Source organism: Pseudomonas sp. R4-34-07, assembly GCF_003852375.1.
In the GTDB taxonomy this organism is placed as follows: Bacteria; Pseudomonadota; Gammaproteobacteria; order Pseudomonadales; family Pseudomonadaceae; genus Aquipseudomonas.
The window spans coordinates 4,335,597-4,351,682 of sequence record NZ_CP027760.1 but is presented as its reverse complement, the minus strand read 5'-3'; the positions used below and the strand labels follow the sequence as shown (position 1 = coordinate 4,351,682).

General features: G+C 60.4%; 13 protein-coding genes. 7 read left to right on the top strand and 6 right to left on the bottom strand.

The genetic code is table 11. The features are described 5' to 3' along the window. The first annotated feature begins 50 nt into the window (after nucleotides 1–50). The gene (gene prpD, locus C4J85_RS19960) at nucleotides 51–1,535 is read left to right on the top strand and encodes a 2-methylcitrate dehydratase (RefSeq protein WP_124410554.1); all 1,485 of its coding nucleotides are present in this window, start codon (nucleotides 51–53) and stop codon (nucleotides 1,533–1,535) included. A 147-nt stretch (nucleotides 1,536–1,682) separates the two neighbouring features. Here the strand turns inward: prpD and C4J85_RS19955 are convergent, their stop codons facing one another. The 5 genes from C4J85_RS19955 to C4J85_RS19935 are packed head-to-tail and all read right to left on the bottom strand — an operon-like array spanning nucleotide 1,683 to nucleotide 7,167. Further along, complete coding sequence (locus C4J85_RS19955) at nucleotides 1,683–2,414, bottom strand: alanyl-tRNA editing protein (protein WP_124410553.1); 732 nt, start codon at nucleotides 2,412–2,414, stop codon at nucleotides 1,683–1,685. Between the two features lie 2 nt (nucleotides 2,415–2,416). Continuing rightward, nucleotides 2,417–3,409 carry a serine O-acetyltransferase gene (locus C4J85_RS19950; protein WP_124363941.1) on the bottom strand — a complete coding sequence of 331 codons (993 nt, stop codon included), beginning with the start codon at nucleotides 3,407–3,409 and terminating at the stop codon, nucleotides 2,417–2,419. A gap of 37 nt (nucleotides 3,410–3,446) precedes the next feature. Continuing rightward, nucleotides 3,447–4,361 (bottom strand): PLP-dependent cysteine synthase family protein, encoded by a 915-nt coding sequence (locus tag C4J85_RS19945; RefSeq protein WP_124404964.1) that lies wholly within the window; start codon nucleotides 4,359–4,361, stop codon nucleotides 3,447–3,449. A 14-nt stretch (nucleotides 4,362–4,375) separates the two neighbouring features. After that, nucleotides 4,376–6,238 carry a molybdopterin-synthase adenylyltransferase MoeB gene (gene moeB / locus C4J85_RS19940; RefSeq protein ID WP_124410552.1) on the bottom strand — a complete coding sequence of 621 codons (1,863 nt, stop codon included), beginning with the start codon at nucleotides 6,236–6,238 and terminating at the stop codon, nucleotides 4,376–4,378. A gap of 35 nt (nucleotides 6,239–6,273) precedes the next feature. After that, nucleotides 6,274–7,167, bottom strand: coding sequence for a DMT family transporter (locus C4J85_RS19935; RefSeq protein WP_164485293.1), 894 nt, complete (start codon nucleotides 7,165–7,167; stop codon nucleotides 6,274–6,276). A 160-nt stretch (nucleotides 7,168–7,327) separates the two neighbouring features. Between C4J85_RS19935 and C4J85_RS19930 the strand changes: the two genes are divergently transcribed. Continuing rightward, entirely contained in the window at nucleotides 7,328–8,752 is a 1,425-nt protein-coding gene (locus tag C4J85_RS19930; RefSeq protein WP_124363937.1) for a PLP-dependent aminotransferase family protein, read from the top strand. Between the two features lie 791 nt (nucleotides 8,753–9,543). On the opposite strand, the gene C4J85_RS19920 is transcribed toward C4J85_RS19930, so the two are convergent. Next, nucleotides 9,544–10,362 carry a pyruvate, water dikinase regulatory protein gene (locus C4J85_RS19920; protein ID WP_003193298.1) on the bottom strand — a complete coding sequence of 273 codons (819 nt, stop codon included), beginning with the start codon at nucleotides 10,360–10,362 and terminating at the stop codon, nucleotides 9,544–9,546. A gap of 178 nt (nucleotides 10,363–10,540) precedes the next feature. Here C4J85_RS19920 and ppsA point away from each other — a divergent pair, with 178 nt between their 5' ends. From ppsA to C4J85_RS19895, 5 genes are all read left to right on the top strand, one after another. Then, a complete protein-coding gene (gene ppsA / locus C4J85_RS19915; RefSeq protein WP_124363936.1) occupies nucleotides 10,541–12,916 on the top strand; it encodes a phosphoenolpyruvate synthase in 2,376 nt (791 codons plus the stop codon). A 106-nt stretch (nucleotides 12,917–13,022) separates the two neighbouring features. Further along, nucleotides 13,023–14,012 (top strand): alpha/beta fold hydrolase, encoded by a 990-nt coding sequence (locus C4J85_RS19910; protein WP_124410549.1) that lies wholly within the window; start codon nucleotides 13,023–13,025, stop codon nucleotides 14,010–14,012. A 229-nt stretch (nucleotides 14,013–14,241) separates the two neighbouring features. After that, nucleotides 14,242–14,733 (top strand): ribonuclease E activity regulator RraA, encoded by a 492-nt coding sequence (gene rraA, locus C4J85_RS19905; protein WP_124363934.1) that lies wholly within the window; start codon nucleotides 14,242–14,244, stop codon nucleotides 14,731–14,733. Nucleotides 14,734–14,757: 24 nt separating this feature from the next. Beyond that, nucleotides 14,758–15,753 carry a zinc transporter ZntB gene (locus C4J85_RS19900; RefSeq protein ID WP_124407908.1) on the top strand — a complete coding sequence of 332 codons (996 nt, stop codon included), beginning with the start codon at nucleotides 14,758–14,760 and terminating at the stop codon, nucleotides 15,751–15,753. A gap of 87 nt (nucleotides 15,754–15,840) precedes the next feature. Further along, nucleotides 15,841–16,086: a CrfX protein gene (locus C4J85_RS19895; protein ID WP_124410548.1), complete on the top strand. Its 246-nt coding sequence runs from the start codon at nucleotides 15,841–15,843 to the stop codon at nucleotides 16,084–16,086.

Below are 16,086 nucleotides of genomic sequence, written 5' to 3'. Positions count from 1 at the left end.
GATGATCAACCGTGACCCTGAGGAATAAACCACCTTTTTGGAGAACTGCCATGAGCGCCAACGTCGACCAGAACAATCGCCCCGACTACGATCAGGTCCTGCAGGACATTGCCGACTATGTCCTCACCTACCGGATCGAGTCCGAGGCCGCACTGGACACTGCCCGCAACTGCCTGATGGACACCCTCGGTTGCGGCCTGCTGGCCTTGCGCTTCCCTGAGTGCACCAAGCACCTGGGGCCGCTCGTCGAGGGTACCGTGGTGCCGTTCGGGGCACGGGTGCCGGGCACTTCGTTGCGGTTGGACCCGGTCAAGGCCGCCTGGGACATCGGCTGTATCGTGCGCTGGCTCGACTACAACGACACTTGGCTCGCGGCTGAATGGGGCCACCCTTCGGACAACCTGGGCGGCATCCTCGCCGTGGCCGATCACCTGTCGCAAAAACGCGTGGCCCAGGGTGACGCACCGCTGAGCGTACGTGCCGTGCTGGAAGCCATGATCATGGCCCACGAAATCCAGGGCGTGATTGCCCTGGAAAACGCCTTCAATCGCGTCGGCCTCGACCATGTGCTGCTGGTGAAAGTCGCCTCGACGGCAGTCACCGCCAAGCTGATGGGCGCCAACCGTGAGCAATTGCTCGCGGCCTTGTCCCATGCGTTCGTCGATGGGCAGGCGTTGCGCACTTACCGCCATGCGCCGAACGCCGGTTCGCGCAAATCCTGGGCGGCGGGCGATGCGTCGAGTCGCGGGGTGCGCCTGGCGGATATCGCATTGCGCGGCGAGATGGGCATCCCCGGCGTGCTGAGCGCGCCACAGTGGGGGTTCTACGACGTGTTGTTCAGTCACACCAACAAGGACCTGGCCCTCAAACCTGAAGAGCAACGCAGGTTCAGCCTGTCCCAGCCCTACGGCACCTACGTGATGGAAAACGTGCTGTTCAAGATCAGCTTTCCCGCTGAATTCCATGCGCAGACGGCCTGCGAAGCGGCGGTGACCTTGCACCCATTGGTGAAGAACCGCCTGCATGCAATCGAGCGCATCGTGATCACCACCCACGAGTCGGCGATTCGCATCATTTCCAAAGTCGGCCCCTTGGCCAACGCGGCGGACCGCGACCATTGCCTGCAATACATGACCGCGGTGCCGTTGGCCTTCGGCGACCTGGTGGCCGAGCACTATGAGGATCAATTCCATGCTGCCCACCCGATCATCGATGAGCTGCGCGGGAAAATGGTGATCGTCGAAGACCCCCGTTACAGCCGCGAATATCTGCAGGCCGACAAGCGCTCCATCGCCAATGCGGTGCAGGTGTTCTTCACCGACGGCACCTGCACCGAGCAGGTGGCGGTGGAATATCCGATTGGCCATCGTCGTCGTCGAGAGAATGGAATCCCGCTGCTGGAAGACAAGTTCAAGGCCAACCTGGCGACGCGGTTTACTGCGCAGCGCAGTGCCGAAATCTTTGCGTTGTGCAAGGACCAGACACGGCTTGAGGCTACCCCAGTCAATCGTTTCATGGACCTGTTCATGATCTGAAAAACACCACACAACCCAATGTGGGAGGGGGCTTGCTCCCGATAGCGGTGGATCAGCCAATGAACCTGTTGACTGACACTCTGCTATCGGGAGCAAGCCCCCTCCCACATTGTTTTTGCATTGTTGCAACTGTCGAGTCAGGCTCAGTTATGACTCGAACCTGAGGATCACCCGACGGTTGTGCTTGCTCTTCTTCTCGATTTTCTCGCAGAACACCCGGCCGATTTCCTCGGTGTTGAGCACATGGGTGCCACCGCACGGCTGGATGTCGATGCCGGGAATCTCAATCACCCGTACGGAACCCTGGATGACCGGCGGCGCAACGGCCTGGGTGCGGGTGATCTGCAGCAGCGTCGAATATTCCGTAGCCGGCATCGACAGGGTTTTCACCGCGTGGGCCTGTTCGATCAAGGCGTTAAGGTCGCGGGTAATGGTGTCTTTATCCAGGGTCATTTCCGGCAGGTCGAAATCCAGGCGACCTTTGTCTGCACTGATACTGCATCCCGTCACCGGCGCGTCGATGATCGAGCACAGCAAGTGCAGGCAAGTATGCATCTTCATATGCTGGTAGCGCCGCTCCCAATCCAGGCCGGCGTCCACCTGGACGCCAGCGGTCAGGTGCGCGGGGCACTGTTCCACCTGATGCCAGATGATCGAGCGCAGCACCGGGTCGCGCACAGTGCCGGTGACTGCCACGCGGGTGCCGTCGGCCAGGGTGAAGTGGCCAGTGTCACCCGGTTGCCCGCCGCCGGTGGGATAGAACAGCGTGTGCTCCAGGGCGACGCCATGCTCGCTGACCGCAATCACCCGGGCGCTGAAGGCGTTTTGATAAGGTGCGCTGTCGAACAGCGCCAGGGTTTCCATGGTATGCACGGACATGTTCAACCTCCGACGATCAGTGGGCTGGCTTGCAACAGGTGACGCACCATGGCACTCAAGCCAGGGGGGGAGAGCAGGGTGATCTCGAACGCGGGCCCGCAGACTTTCAGGTTCAGCGGCAGGCGCGGCAGTTGCTCACCGGTATCGAGGCGGCGCAGGCGAAACTGCAGGTGATGACGCTCTTTCACCGTGGGTTCGAGCATCAGCCCTGGCAGCGGATGGAAGTCGGCGTCCAGCACCGTGACCTTATGGCCGGCATCCACCTCGCCGACCACGTGCAGGCGCTCATCCAGGGCGAACGCGCCTAGGTAGCTGCTGTGATCCGATTCATCGTTTTTCTGCAGCTGGATCTGGTTGACCACCTTGACCTTGGTGCCCGCCGGCACGTCCTGGGTAATGACACAGGACGGGCTGATAAATACGTTGTCGCCGATCTGCACATAGCCCAGCACCCGTGCCCCGGCGCCGACCTCGACATTGTTGCCCAGGCGTGGATGGCGCTTGCCGTCCGGGTTGTTGGCGATGCCGCGCGCGCCCAGGGTCACGCCACACAGGATGTAGCAGTCGTTACCGATCTCGCAGGTTTCGCCGATGACCGTGCCGTAGCCATGGTCCAGCACAAAGCGCCGGCCGATGCGCGCAGCCGGGTGAATCTCGGCCCCGGAGAGGATCTTGCCCTGGTTGCTGAGCTTAAGGGCGATGCGGGTAAAGACGCCGGGGGCGGGCTCCGGGAAATTCCACACCAGGTGCGCAAGCCGGTAGAACAACACCGCCTTGAACGAGGCGTAGGATTCCAGGATCAATTCGCCGCGCCCGCGCGAGGCCGGGTCGCGATAGGCGTAGGCGATCAAGTCCTCGGCCACCGCCTGGGCGGCAGTCTGGATCAGCGGCGCCAGGTGCGGCTCCAGTTGCTTCATCTGCGCAGGCGTCAGGGTTTGGATGAGGTGGGTCAGCAACTCATCGTGCAGCTGTTGCATGTCGATAAAGCCTCCCATGGAGGCACCCCCGCATTCTGGTTGGTTGGGTAACCGGTTATTCGAAACTGGGCAGGTAGCTGTCGGCATTGTCGTAGACCATGGTCAGCACCACCGTTTCGGGCGGCAGTTCCGGGGCGAGTTGGGCGATAGCGACCATGTTGGCGGCCGAGGACAGCCCCAGGCTGATGGCGTCGGTGCGCATGATGCGTTTGATCATTTCCAGGCACGCCGAGTGCGACACCTTGAGCATGCCGTCCAGTACGTCCAGGTTGAGAATGCTCGGGATCAGCCCAATCGACAGGCCCTGGATGGCGTGCGAGGCGTGCTGGTCCTTGAGCAGGTCGCATTCCTCCGGCTCCACGCCCATCACGCGGATCGCCGGCCAGGCGGCCTTGAGGGTTTCGCCGATACCGGTGATATGCCCACCGGTGCCGATGCCGCTGACGAAGTAGTCCACACGCCGCTCACCGAAGGCGCGGATGATTTCCGGCGCGGTGGTGTCGCGGTGGGTTTGCGGGTTGGCGCCGTTGCGTTGCTGGTTGAGCATCACGTAGTTGGGATTTTCCAACTGCAGCTCCATGCACTTTTCGCCGTGGGAATTGTTACCGAGGCGGCTGTCCGACAGCACCACCCGGGCGCCGTACAGGCGCAGCAGCTTCTGTTTTTCGGGGCTGTAGTTGTCCGGAATCACCAGCACCACTTTGTAGCCAAGCACATTGCCCGCCATCACCAGGCCGATACCGGTATTGCCGCCGCTGGGTTCGATGATGGTCTGCCCGGAGTCGCGCATCAGCACGCCACGGCGTTCGGCGTCGAGGATCATGCCCAGGGCGATGCGCGCCTTGTGGCTGCCGCCCGGGTTGAGGGATTCCAGCTTGGCATAGACCTCGATGCCGAGGTCTTCGGAAAACTGCGCCAGACGTACGATCGGGGTATGGCCGATCACGTCGAGAATGGAGTTATGCAGCATCAGTCGGCCCCCGATCAGTACAGCGGCATGTCGGGTTCGACGTCGCGCACCCAGTGTTTCATGCCGCCCTGCAGCACCTTGGTATTGGCGAAGCCTGCGGCCAACAAGGTACTGGCGGCCTGCTCGGCACGGGTCCCGGCATAGCAGATCAGGTAATGGGTGTTGTCGCGGCTCAGGCTGTCGAGCTGTTCATCCAGCTCTGCCAGGGGGATGTGCACCACCCCCGGCAATTTGCACACTTCCAGTTCGCTGGCGTCGCGCACGTCGAGCAACACGTCGGCGCTGCGGTGGTTGTCGATCACTTGCTTGAGCACGCGGGGCTTGATATAGCGTTCCTCGGCGAGGGACGGTTGGCTCGGCACCGCATCCGCGCACAGCGTCGGTGCGACGGCTTCGCTGTGGCGCCGTTCCGAGCAGCACGGGCAGTCGGCACGGCGCTTGAAGCGGATCTCGCTGAATTTCATCGCCAGCGCATCGAAGCGCATCAAGCGGCCGGACAAGGGTTCACCAATACCGATGAGCAATTTGATCGCCTCGGTCGCCTGGATCATCCCGACCACCCCCGGCAGCACGCCGATCACCCCACCGGCGTTGCAATTGGGCGCCAGTTCCGTAGGCGGTGCGCTGGGAAACAGGCAGCGGTAGCAAGGCCCACCTTTATAGTTGAGTACGCTGATTTGCCCGTCGAAACGGTAGATGGCGCCGTACACCAAGGGTTTGCCCAACTGTACGCAGGCGTCATTGACCAGGTAGCGGGTCTCGAAATTGTCCGTGCCGTCGATCACCAGGTCATAGGCGCCCACCAGCTCCAGGGCGTTGTCGGCAGTGAGCGCGGTGTTGTGCGCGTTGATCTGGATGTGGCGGTTGAGGTCTTGCAGGCGTTGCTTGGCGGATTCCACCTTGGGCATGCCCAGGGTGCTGTTGCCATGCACGATCTGGCGCTGCAGGTTGCTGCTTTCCACCACGTCGAAGTCCACCAGCCCCAAGGTGCCGATGCCGGCTGCCGCCAGGTAAAGACTGATGGGCGAGCCCAGGCCACCGGTGCCGATGATCAGCACCTTGGCTTTTTTCAGGTTCAACTGACCTTCACGGCCGACGCCGGGCAGGGTGATATGGCGGACGTAGCGTTGCACTTCTTCATTGCTCAGGGTCTCGACGTCGATGCCGCCGGAGGTGGCGAGCAGCACTTCGATCCGGGCCTTTGCCGGCAAGCTGTCGTCAGCGTCGATCAGCTCCTCCTCGGCGGTGAACAGGAAGTGTTCCTTGAGCTGGTTGTTCTTCTCGTGAAACAGGTGCTGGCGCAACTGTGGGTGACTGTCGCAGAGGTTTTCAATGACTTCGCGCAATGTCGATCCGGCGCCCTCGAGGGTCGATTCCGGCAGCTTGGCCACGCGAACCAGAATGTCAGGGAAAGAGACAGCGTTCATGGACAACTCCGTGTGCAGGTCGTTGAAAGGTTGAAGGGCGAAATGCTTGCCATCCCAGGCAAACAGCTTTGACCCCAGGGCCTGGCCTTGGCGAACATCCACCACCAGGTAACTGACGGGATAGATCGGCTCGCCGAGAAACAGCGCCTTGTCCTGGTCTTCCTCGCTGAAATAGGCACCGACATCCGGGTGCGAGTGGTAGATCACCACCACCGGGTTGTCGCTGCGAAACGCCTTGTTCATCAACAAGGTGTCGGCGACTGAAAAGGTGTAGCCGCTGGCCGCGCTGCGTGGGTACATCTGCGGATTCTTGCGGTGCAACTCGTTCTGGATATTGCTGCCCAGGTACACACTGCCATCGGCGAAGATGAAGCCACAGCATTCCTCGGGATAGCTGCGGCTTGCGTGGGCGTAGATCTGTTCCAGGGCTTCGGGGCGCAGGACGTCCATGTTTCTCTCGCGTCGCTGGGTGGGAGGTGGCGTACTCAATTTTTCTTGGCCAGCAGTTTTTCGATCGGCAACTTGGTGATCGCAAAACCGCCCAGCAGGATCGCCGAGTACAGCATCAGGTCACGGGAAATTTCCACGCCTTCGTACCAGGCGCCGATGATCACCGCGAACACCGGAAAAATGATGAACACGAAGGACAAGATGATCGGGCTCAGGCGCTTGAGCAGCATGAAATACACAATGAAGCCGCCCACCGACGCCACCAGCCCGAGGTAGAACAGCGCGCTCCAGGAGCGCAGGGTGATGTCGTCGAAGGTCGGGGTCTCGAACCACAGGCCGGCCACGAACAGCATCAGCCCGGCAATGCCGATGGGCAGGGTGTTGTAGGTGATGACACTGATGGCGCTGCCTTTTTGCTTGGTAATCACGTAGCACAACGCGTGCATGATCGCGGCGGTCAGAATCGCCAATACGCCGAAAAACTCGGCGTGGTCCAGGTGCAGGCCCTGGCTCTTGATGATCATGTAGAGGCTGGCGAACCCGATGCCGATGCCGACCACCTGGGAGAGGTAGATGCGCTCACGCAGGAACAGCGCGGAGAAGATCAGGATGAACACCGGCATGCAGCTGAACAGCAGGGCGGTCAGGCCGGACGAGACATGCATCTCGCCGTAGTTGAGCAGGTAATAGGGAATGCTGAAGTAGGACAGGGTCACGAACACGAAGAACCAGCGGCTTTCGCGCGGAAACAGAATCGGCTCGCGGCGCACCATGGCAAAACACAGGAACAACGGGAAGGCGATCAGGAAGCGCAGGCCCGCAGAGGTCAGTGGCGGCACGCTTTCCACCGCGATCTTGATGCCCAGCCAGGTCGTGCCCCAGCTCAAGCACACGATCAGGAACATGACGCTCGTGATCAGGCCGGCCAGCCACTGTTTGTGGGTTTTGGTTTTTGCAGTGTTTTCAAGAACGGCGGACATTGGCATCGTTTATTGCTTCCCTGAGCCGGAATTGAACTCTATATTGAACTTGTTATAAGTGATTCAATCCGGTGATTGAACCCGCAAAAGCACACTATTAGGGCGAATGATGACTGTCAAAACAAATATTGACATGGTGTCAATTATGCGTGAGGGGTTGTCCAACGGTCAGGGCGTGAAGTACAAGCGCCTGTCCGATGTCATGGAAAGGGGCATCCTTGAAGGCACGATTGAACCGGGAAGAAAACTGCCGCCCCATCGGGTGCTTTCCGACAATCTGGGTGTCACCATCGGCACCATCAGCCGGGCCTACGGTGAGCTGGAGCGGTTAGGGTTGGTGGTGGCGCGTGTGGGTGACGGCACATTCGTGCGCAAGCGTGGGATGGAGCGCCAGCGTGATGAGGGCTTTCGCAATTTCAGCGAGGAGCCACGCCAGTACTTCGATATGAGCCGCAACATGCACATTCCCGGGCAGGAAACGGTGTTTCTCGCCCAGAGCTTCCAGACCCTGTCGACCAACGGCAAATTCCTCCAGGACATCAGCGCCTACACCCCGGACGCAGGCCTGCCGCGCTACCGTGAGGCCGGTGCGCAATGGCTGGTGCAACGCGACTTCCATCCGATTCCCGAGCAGGTCATCTGCGTCAATGGCGGCCAGCACGGCCTGCTCTGCGCGATGATGGCGTTGCTGCGCGCCGGCGACACGGTGGTCACCGAGCAACTGACTTACCCAGGGCTGATCACCGCTGCGCGTATGCTGGGTGTGCGGCTGATCGGGCTGGAAATGGACGAAGAAGGTGTGTTGCCGGGCGCACTGGATGAAGTCTGTCGTAATCACCGGGTTTCGGCGCTGTACTGCACACCGACCATCCAGAATCCTACGACGGCGGTGTTATCGGTGGCGCGCCGGGAGGCCTTGGTCAAAGTCTGTCGCGAACACAATCTGCTGATTCTCGAGGACGAGGCCCATGGCGTTTTGGTGGAAGACCGCCCGCCACCGTTGAGCGCCTTTGCGCCCGAGCGGACGATTTTGATCAGCAGCCTGAGCAAAGCGGTATCGGCTGGGCTGCGCGTCGGCTACGTGCATGCGCCGCCGGCGCTGGTCAGTCGGGTGTCGGCGGCGTTGCGTTCGACCTGCTGGATGGCCACCCCGGTGACCCTGGAGTTGGCGACCCAGTGGATCGAAAACGGCACGGCCGAATACCTGCTGCGCCAGCAGATCAACGAGATCAGCCGGCGCAAGGCGTTGGTCGAAGGCTTATTGAATGGACTGGCCTACCGTACTCACCTCAACAGCCCACACTTCTGGATCGAAGTGCCTGAACCCTGGCGCGCGTCGGAAATCGAGGCGGAGCTCAAACAGAACAATTACCTGATCGCGACCGCCGAGGCGTTCGCGGTGGGACAGACCGCAGTGCCGCAGTTCATCCGGGCGAGTATCTGTAATACGTCGGGGGATGATCAGTTGTTGCGCGAGGGCTTCGATGCGCTGGCGACCGCGCTGGGGCAGGGTGGCGGCAGGTTTCACCTGTAGACCTGATGTACACCGGCCAAATGTGGGAGGGGGCTTGCCCCCGATGGCCATAGGTATCTACACAACTTTGTAGCAGCCTACGGTAACCACGATGCGAAGCGAATCGCTCTTGATCTTGCTTTTGATCTAGGCGCCCCGTTAAACCACGCTGGCCGGAATCCGATAGTGATTTGGGGGGTAAACCGGCAGGGATGCCGGTTTAGCCGCCCCGCGCCATGGATGGCGCGTGGCGGCGGCCCCCCAAATCACTGTCGGATTACGGGCACACCGAGCCTAGGCGAGGTGCCGAGTGGTGGGGCAAGAGCCCTTTGGTTACTTTGGGGCTCTTTTCCAAAGTGACCCGCCGTTGGCGGAACCCTAAGCCGCCGTTACCGCAGCAACGGATATGTACTCGCCTTGATCCAACATCCTGGTCGGCTGTCAGGCCGCCATCGGGGGCAAGCCCTAATGCCAGTCAGTTAAGGACGAACACTGTACCTGTGGCGAGGGAGCTTGCTCCCGCTGGGCCGCGAAGCGGCCCCAAAAATGGGACTGCTGCGCAGTCCAGCGGGAGCAAGCTCCCTCGCCACAGGTTACTTTTTACCCTTTCTACTTCTTAACTGACTGGCATTAGGGCAAGCCCCCTCCCACATTTTGGTCGCAGTGCATCAGTTAGAGAGGCTTCGGCTCCTGGGCCGCCGCAGGTTCAGGGCCGCGCCAAAGTTGTGTAGATACCTATGCCCCGATGGCGCTGGATCAGCCGGTTAATTCGCCAACTGACACACCTCCGTCAAGAGCAAACCTCCCAAAGGCTACTTGAACCGTCGCTCCACACCTTTCTCCACCAGAATCTTCGCGGAAATCTCTTCCACCGAAAAATGCGTGGAATTGATGTGCGCAATATTCTCGCGACGGAACAGATTTTCTACTTCGCGCACTTCAAATTCGCATTGGGCGTAGCTGGAATAGCGGCTGTTGGGCTTGCGTTCGTTGCGGATCGCAGTGAGCCGGTCCGGGTCGATGGTCAGGCCGAACAGCTTGTGGGAGTGCGCACGCAGCGCGGCTGGCAGCGTCAGGTGTTCCATGTCGTCTTCGGTCAGCGGGTAGTTGGCCGCGCGGATACCGAATTGCATGGCCATGTACAGGCAGGTGGGTGTCTTGCCGCAGCGCGATACGCCGACCAGGATCAGGTCGGCCTTGTCGTAGTAGTGCGTGCGGGCGCCGTCATCGTTGTCGAGGGCGAAGTTCACCGCCTCGATCCGCTCCATATAGTTGGAGTTATGCCCAATGGAATGAGACTTTCCGACGGAGTAAGAGGAATGTTCGCTCAGCTCCTGTTCCAATGGCGCCAGGAACGTGGAGAAAATGTCGATCATGAAACCATTCGACGTTGCGAGAATCTCACGAATGTCTTGATTGACGATGGTGTCGAAAATGATCGGGCGAAAGCCGTCTTTTTCAGCCGCCAGATTGATTTGTTGTACCATGGCCCGCGCTTTGTCCACGCTGTCTATATAAGGCCGTGTGAATTTGGCGAAGGTAATGTTTTCGAACTGCGCGAGCAGGCTCTGGCCTAGTGTTTCGGCCGTGATGCCGGTGCCATCGGAAATAAAGAAAGCAGATCGTTTCATTTGAGCCCTGGGCCTTAAGCTGATGGCGAATCTTGGATATGATAGGCGCGATTTTGCCGTCCCGCAGTGGGCCGCATTCTCACTTATTTTCCAGGTCCAGGCCACAAGCGCTGGCGTTCGCTCCTACTGAGCAAGCCGCGTCCTGAGCTTTTCCAACACAGAAAGTGGAGAGATCACCTTGGTAGAGTACGTAGTTTCCCTCGATAAGCTCGGCGTCCATGATGTAGAGCATGTGGGGGGCAAGAACGCATCCCTCGGCGAGATGATCAGTAATCTTGCAGGCGCCGGTGTCTCGGTGCCGGGTGGTTTTGCCACCACGGCCCAGGCTTACCGTGATTTCCTCGAGCTGAGCGGCCTCAACGCCCAGATCCACGCCGCGCTGGACGCTCTGGACGTCGATGACGTCAACGCCCTGGCCAAAACCGGCAGCCAGATCCGCCAATGGATCATGGACGCCGAGTTCCCCGAGAAGCTCAACGAAGAGATCCGCACCGCCTTCGCCACCTTGTCCGCCGGTAACCCGGATATGGCCGTCGCCGTGCGCTCCTCGGCCACCGCCGAAGACTTGCCGGATGCCTCGTTCGCCGGCCAGCAAGAGACTTTCCTCAACATCCGCGGCGTGGAAAACGTGATTCGCGCGGCCAAGGAAGTGTTTGCCTCGCTGTTCAACGACCGCGCCATTTCCTACCGCGTGCACCAGGGTTTCGACCACAAGCTGGTGGCCTTGTCTGCTGGTGTGCAGCGCATGGTGCGTTCGGAAACCGGCACCGCCGGCGTGATGTTCACCCTCGATACCGAATCGGGCTTCCGTGACGTGGTATTCATCACCGGCGCCTACGGCCTGGGCGAAACCGTCGTACAAGGCGCGGTGAATCCGGATGAATTCTACGTGCACAAGCACACCCTTGAGGCCGGCCGCCCGGCTATCCTGCGCCGCAACCTGGGCAGCAAGGCGATCAAGATGATCTACGGCGACGAGGCCAAGGCCGGTCGTTCCGTTAAAACAGTGGACGTCGACAAGGCCGAGCGCGCGCGTTTCTGCCTCTCCGACGCTGAAGTCAGCGAATTGGCCAAGCAAGCGATGATCATCGAGAAGCACTATAAGTGCCCGATGGACATCGAATGGGCCAAGGACGGTGATGACGGCAAGCTGTACATCGTGCAGGCCCGTCCCGAGACCGTTAAGAGCCGCACGTCGGCCAACGTCATGGAACGCTACCTGCTGAAAGAAACCGGCACGGTGCTGGTGGAAGGCCGCGCCATTGGCCAGCGCATCGGCGCCGGCAAGGTACGCATCATCAAGGACGTGTCCGAGATGGACAAGGTCCAGCCGGGTGACGTACTGGTCTCCGACATGACCGACCCGGACTGGGAACCGGTGATGAAACGCGCCAGCGCCATCGTCACCAACCGTGGCGGGCGCACATGCCACGCGGCGATCATCGCCCGTGAGCTGGGCATTCCTGCGGTCGTCGGTTGCGGCAACGCCACCCAGCTGTTGAAAGACGGCCAGGGTGTGACCGTGTCCTGCGCCGAAGGCGACACCGGTTTCATTTTCGAAGGCGAGCTGGGCTTCGACATCAAGCAGAACTCCATCGACGCCATGCCGGACCTGCCGTTCAAGATCATGATGAACGTCGGCAACCCGGACCGCGCCTTCGACTTCGCGCAGTTGCCGAACGCCGGTGTGGGCCTGGCCCGCCTGGAGTTCATCATCAACCGCATGATCGGCGTGCACCCCAAGGCCCTGTTGAACTACGACGGCCTGCCGCTGGACATCAAGGAAAGCGTCGACAAGCGCATCGCCGGCTACAACGACCCGGTGGGCTTCTATGTCGAGAAGCTGGTGGAAGGCATCAGCACCCTGGCGGCAGCGTTCTACCCGAAAAAGGTCATCGTGCGCCTGTCGGACTTCAAGTCCAACGAATACGCGAACCTGATCGGCGGCAAGCTCTACGAGCCGGAAGAAGAAAACCCGATGCTGGGCTTCCGTGGCGCCTCGCGTTATATCAGCGAAGCGTTCCGTGACTGCTTCGAACTCGAATGCCGCGCCCTCAAGCGTGTGCGCAACGAGATGGGGCTGACCAACGTCGAAATCATGGTGCCGTTCGTGCGCACCCTGGGTGAGGCGAGCCAGGTGGTCGACCTGCTGGCTGAAAATGGTTTGACGCGCGGCGAGAACGGCCTGCGGGTCATCATGATGTGCGAGCTGCCGTCCAACGCCATCCTGGCCGAGGAGTTCCTGGAATTCTTCGACGGTTTCTCCATCGGCTCCAACGACCTGACCCAGCTGACCCTGGGCCTGGACCGCGACTCCGGGATCATCGCTCACCTGTTCGACGAGCGAAACCCTGCGGTCAAGAAGCTGCTGGCCAACGCTATCCAGGCGTGTAACAAGGCCGGCAAGTACATCGGTATCTGCGGCCAGGGCCCTTCCGATCACCCTGACCTGGCCAAATGGCTGATGGAACAGGGCATCGAAAGCGTCTCGCTGAACCCCGACTCCGTGCTGGAAACCTGGTTCTTCCTCGCCGAAGGCCAAGCGCCCGCTTAACGTCGCTACGTCAAAAGTGCCGGTCACTCGTTGAGGGTGACCGGCATTCTTATCTGTACAGGGCGGAACTCCTACCGGACGCCGCCCTTTTTTGTGCAAGAAGATTATGCAAAGCAGCAGTAACCTGTTTCCCGTCGCCCTGATCAGCGCTGAACGTCGTGGCGACCTGAGTGAAGATGTGTACCGCCTCAAACCCGGTAACAGCCCCGACGCTACCGTCGAGCTGGCGGTTACCCGTCTGGGCCTGGCCGATGTCCCGGAAAACCGGGGCACGCCGGTTATTTTCTTGCATGGCAGTTTTTCCAATCGGCGCTTCTGGTATTCGCCCAAGGGCATAGGCCTGGGAGCTCACCTGGCACGCCAGGGGTTTGATGTATGGATCCCGGAAATGCGCGGCCATGGCCTGTCCAAGCGCAACCACGACTACGCCCGCAACCGTGTCGCCGACTACGCCCGTTACGATTTGCCGGCCATTGGTGCATTTGTGCACGAGCAAAGCGGGCAGGCTGCGCACTGGATCGGGCATTCCCTCGGCGCCACCACGTTGGTTGCCGCGCTGGGCGGGCAATACCTGAGCGCGCAGTGGGTGGCTTCGGTGGCGATCTTTGGTTGCCAGGTCAGCCGCACCCATTGGCCGTTGAAAATCCCTCCGGTGGAATGGGGCGGCCGATTTATCTTGAAGCGTCTTGCCCAGGTGTCCGGCCCACGATTCAAACGCGGGCCCGAGGACGAGCCGGCCGGCGTGATGATCGAAGCCATGCGATGGAATGGCCTGTTCGGCCGCTTTGGCGACGCCGAGCGTGATTGGTGGAAAGGCCTGGCAGAAGTCGACGTGCCGCTGTTGGCGGTCAGCGCGGCGGGCGACCGGCAAGATCCGGACTGGGCGTGTCGCAAGCTGTTCGAGCAAGTCGGCAGCGAACATCGCCAATACCTGTGCCTGGGACGTCGGCAGGGTTTCAGCGAGGATTTCGGGCATGTACAAATGCTGGTCAGCAAAGCCGCACAGGCCGAAGTGTGGCCGTTGGTGGAGCGTTGGTTGAAAGACCCGTTGACACCTTTGTTCGGCTCCCGGCCCGAGGTGGCTGTTGCGGTTTAACGAAGCGCTCTACCGGGGCGTTTCACTCTTATGTGGTTGCGGCTAAGATATGACGCCTCAGACGCCTCTGGTCATATTCAGTCGCGTAACGGCCATTGCGTTACACGCAGGTGAGTCTGATCATGGCCGCCATTACCGGCCAAGCCCTTAAAGAATGCCTGTTGCAAGACGTTTTTCTGATGTACACCCTGGGATGTCCGACCTCATTTTTGACGACTGGAGTTTCTCGATGAACCATTACGTGACCCCCGACCTGTGCGACGCGTACCCGGAGCTGGTACAGGTGGTCGAGCCGATGTTCAGCAACTTCGGTGGCCGAGATTCCTTCGGCGGCGAAATTGTCACCATCAAGTGCTTCGAAGATAACTCCCTGGTTAAGGAACAGGCCGAGCAGCCCGGCACCGGCAAGGTGTTGGTGGTCGATGGCGGTGGTTCGCTGCGGCGTGCTTTGCTGGGTGACCTGATCGCCGAGAAAGCCGCGAAAAACGGCTGGGAAGGCATGGTGATCTACGGGTGCATCCGCGACGTCGATGTGATTGCCCAGACCGATCTGGGCGTGCAGGCCCTGGCTTCCCATCCTATGAAAACCGACAAGCGCGGCCTTGGCGACCTGAACGTGGTGGTGACCTTTGCGGGCGTGACGTTCCGCCCAGGCGAATACGTGTATGCCGATAACAACGGTGTGATCGTCTCGCCCAGCCCACTGAAAATGCCTGAATAAACGCAGTAGCCGAAAGGGGTGAGGATGTTCGAGGAAGAAAACGCGCAATGGGGGCTGGTGCATGCCCTGGTGCTGGACGGTAAAGGCGGTGCGCGTTCGATTGCCCGGACTGAGCTTGACGCGTTGCAACTGCAGCCTCAGGAGAGCCTGTGGCTGCATTGGGACCGCAGCCACCCTCAAACCCAGACCTGGCTGCGCAAATCCAGCGGTTTGAGCGAATTTGCGTGTGACCTCCTGCTGGAAGAAAACACCCGCCCGCGGCTGCTGCCGTTACCGGATGCCGAACTGCTGCTGTTTTTGCGTGGGATCAATCTCAATCCCGGCGCGGAACCGGAGGATATGGTTTCGGTACGTATCTTCGCAGCTGCCAGTCGTGTGATTTCCCTGCGTTTGCGCCCGCTACGCGCCACCGATGAGCTGCTGGTGCAACTGGCCGAGGGTAAGGGGCCAAGAACTGCGTCTGAACTCATCCTTTATATGGCGCAGTACCTGACCAACAAAGTGCAGGATCTGGTCACCGGGCTGTCCGAAATTGTCGATTCCGAGGAAGAAAAACTCGATGCCGACGAACGGTATACGCCGGAGCACGGCAGCGTCTTGCAGATCCGTCGGCGAGCGGCCGGGCTCAAGCGTTTTCTGGCGCCGCAACGGGATATTTTCGCGCAACTGACGCGGATCAAACTGGCGTGGTTCTGTGAAGACGACGCCGACTACTGGAACGAATTGCACAACAGCCTGACCCGTTACCTGGAAGAGCTCGAATTGGCCAGGGAGCGCGTGGGGCTTGTGCTTGAGGCAGAAGACCGGCGCTTGAGCCTGCGCATGAACCGCACGATGTACCGTTTCGGAATCATCACCGGCATCTTCTTGCCGATGAGTTTTTTGACCGGCCTGCTGGGCATCAATGTGGGGGGGATACCGTTTTCCAGCAGCCCCTACGGATTCATGATTGCCTGCCTGCTGATGGTCTGCGTGGCCTTGGGGCAATGGTGGTTGTTTCGACGGTTGCGCTGGGTTTGAACTGAATATGAGCTGAACGTAGGAAAGGGCCGATGTGACCCGATGAATTTTACCCTCGTCTTTTAAATCACTTGCGAGAGGTCTCTTATGCACGATCCGTTCGAACAGTCTTTGCGTGACATGCTCAATGCTTCGCCATCCAACCGTGATGACGACGCTTGCCTGGGTCGCGTACTGAAAACCGCGAACCGTCAGGTAGGGGCGGGTGACCTGTTCGGTCTGCTCGGGCGCTGGCTGCCGGCATTGATGATGGCCCTGAACAACGGTTCGGCCCATGTGTCACCGGTTTCCCGTAGTAAACCTCTTGCTCGCACTGCTGATAAGGCTGACTGA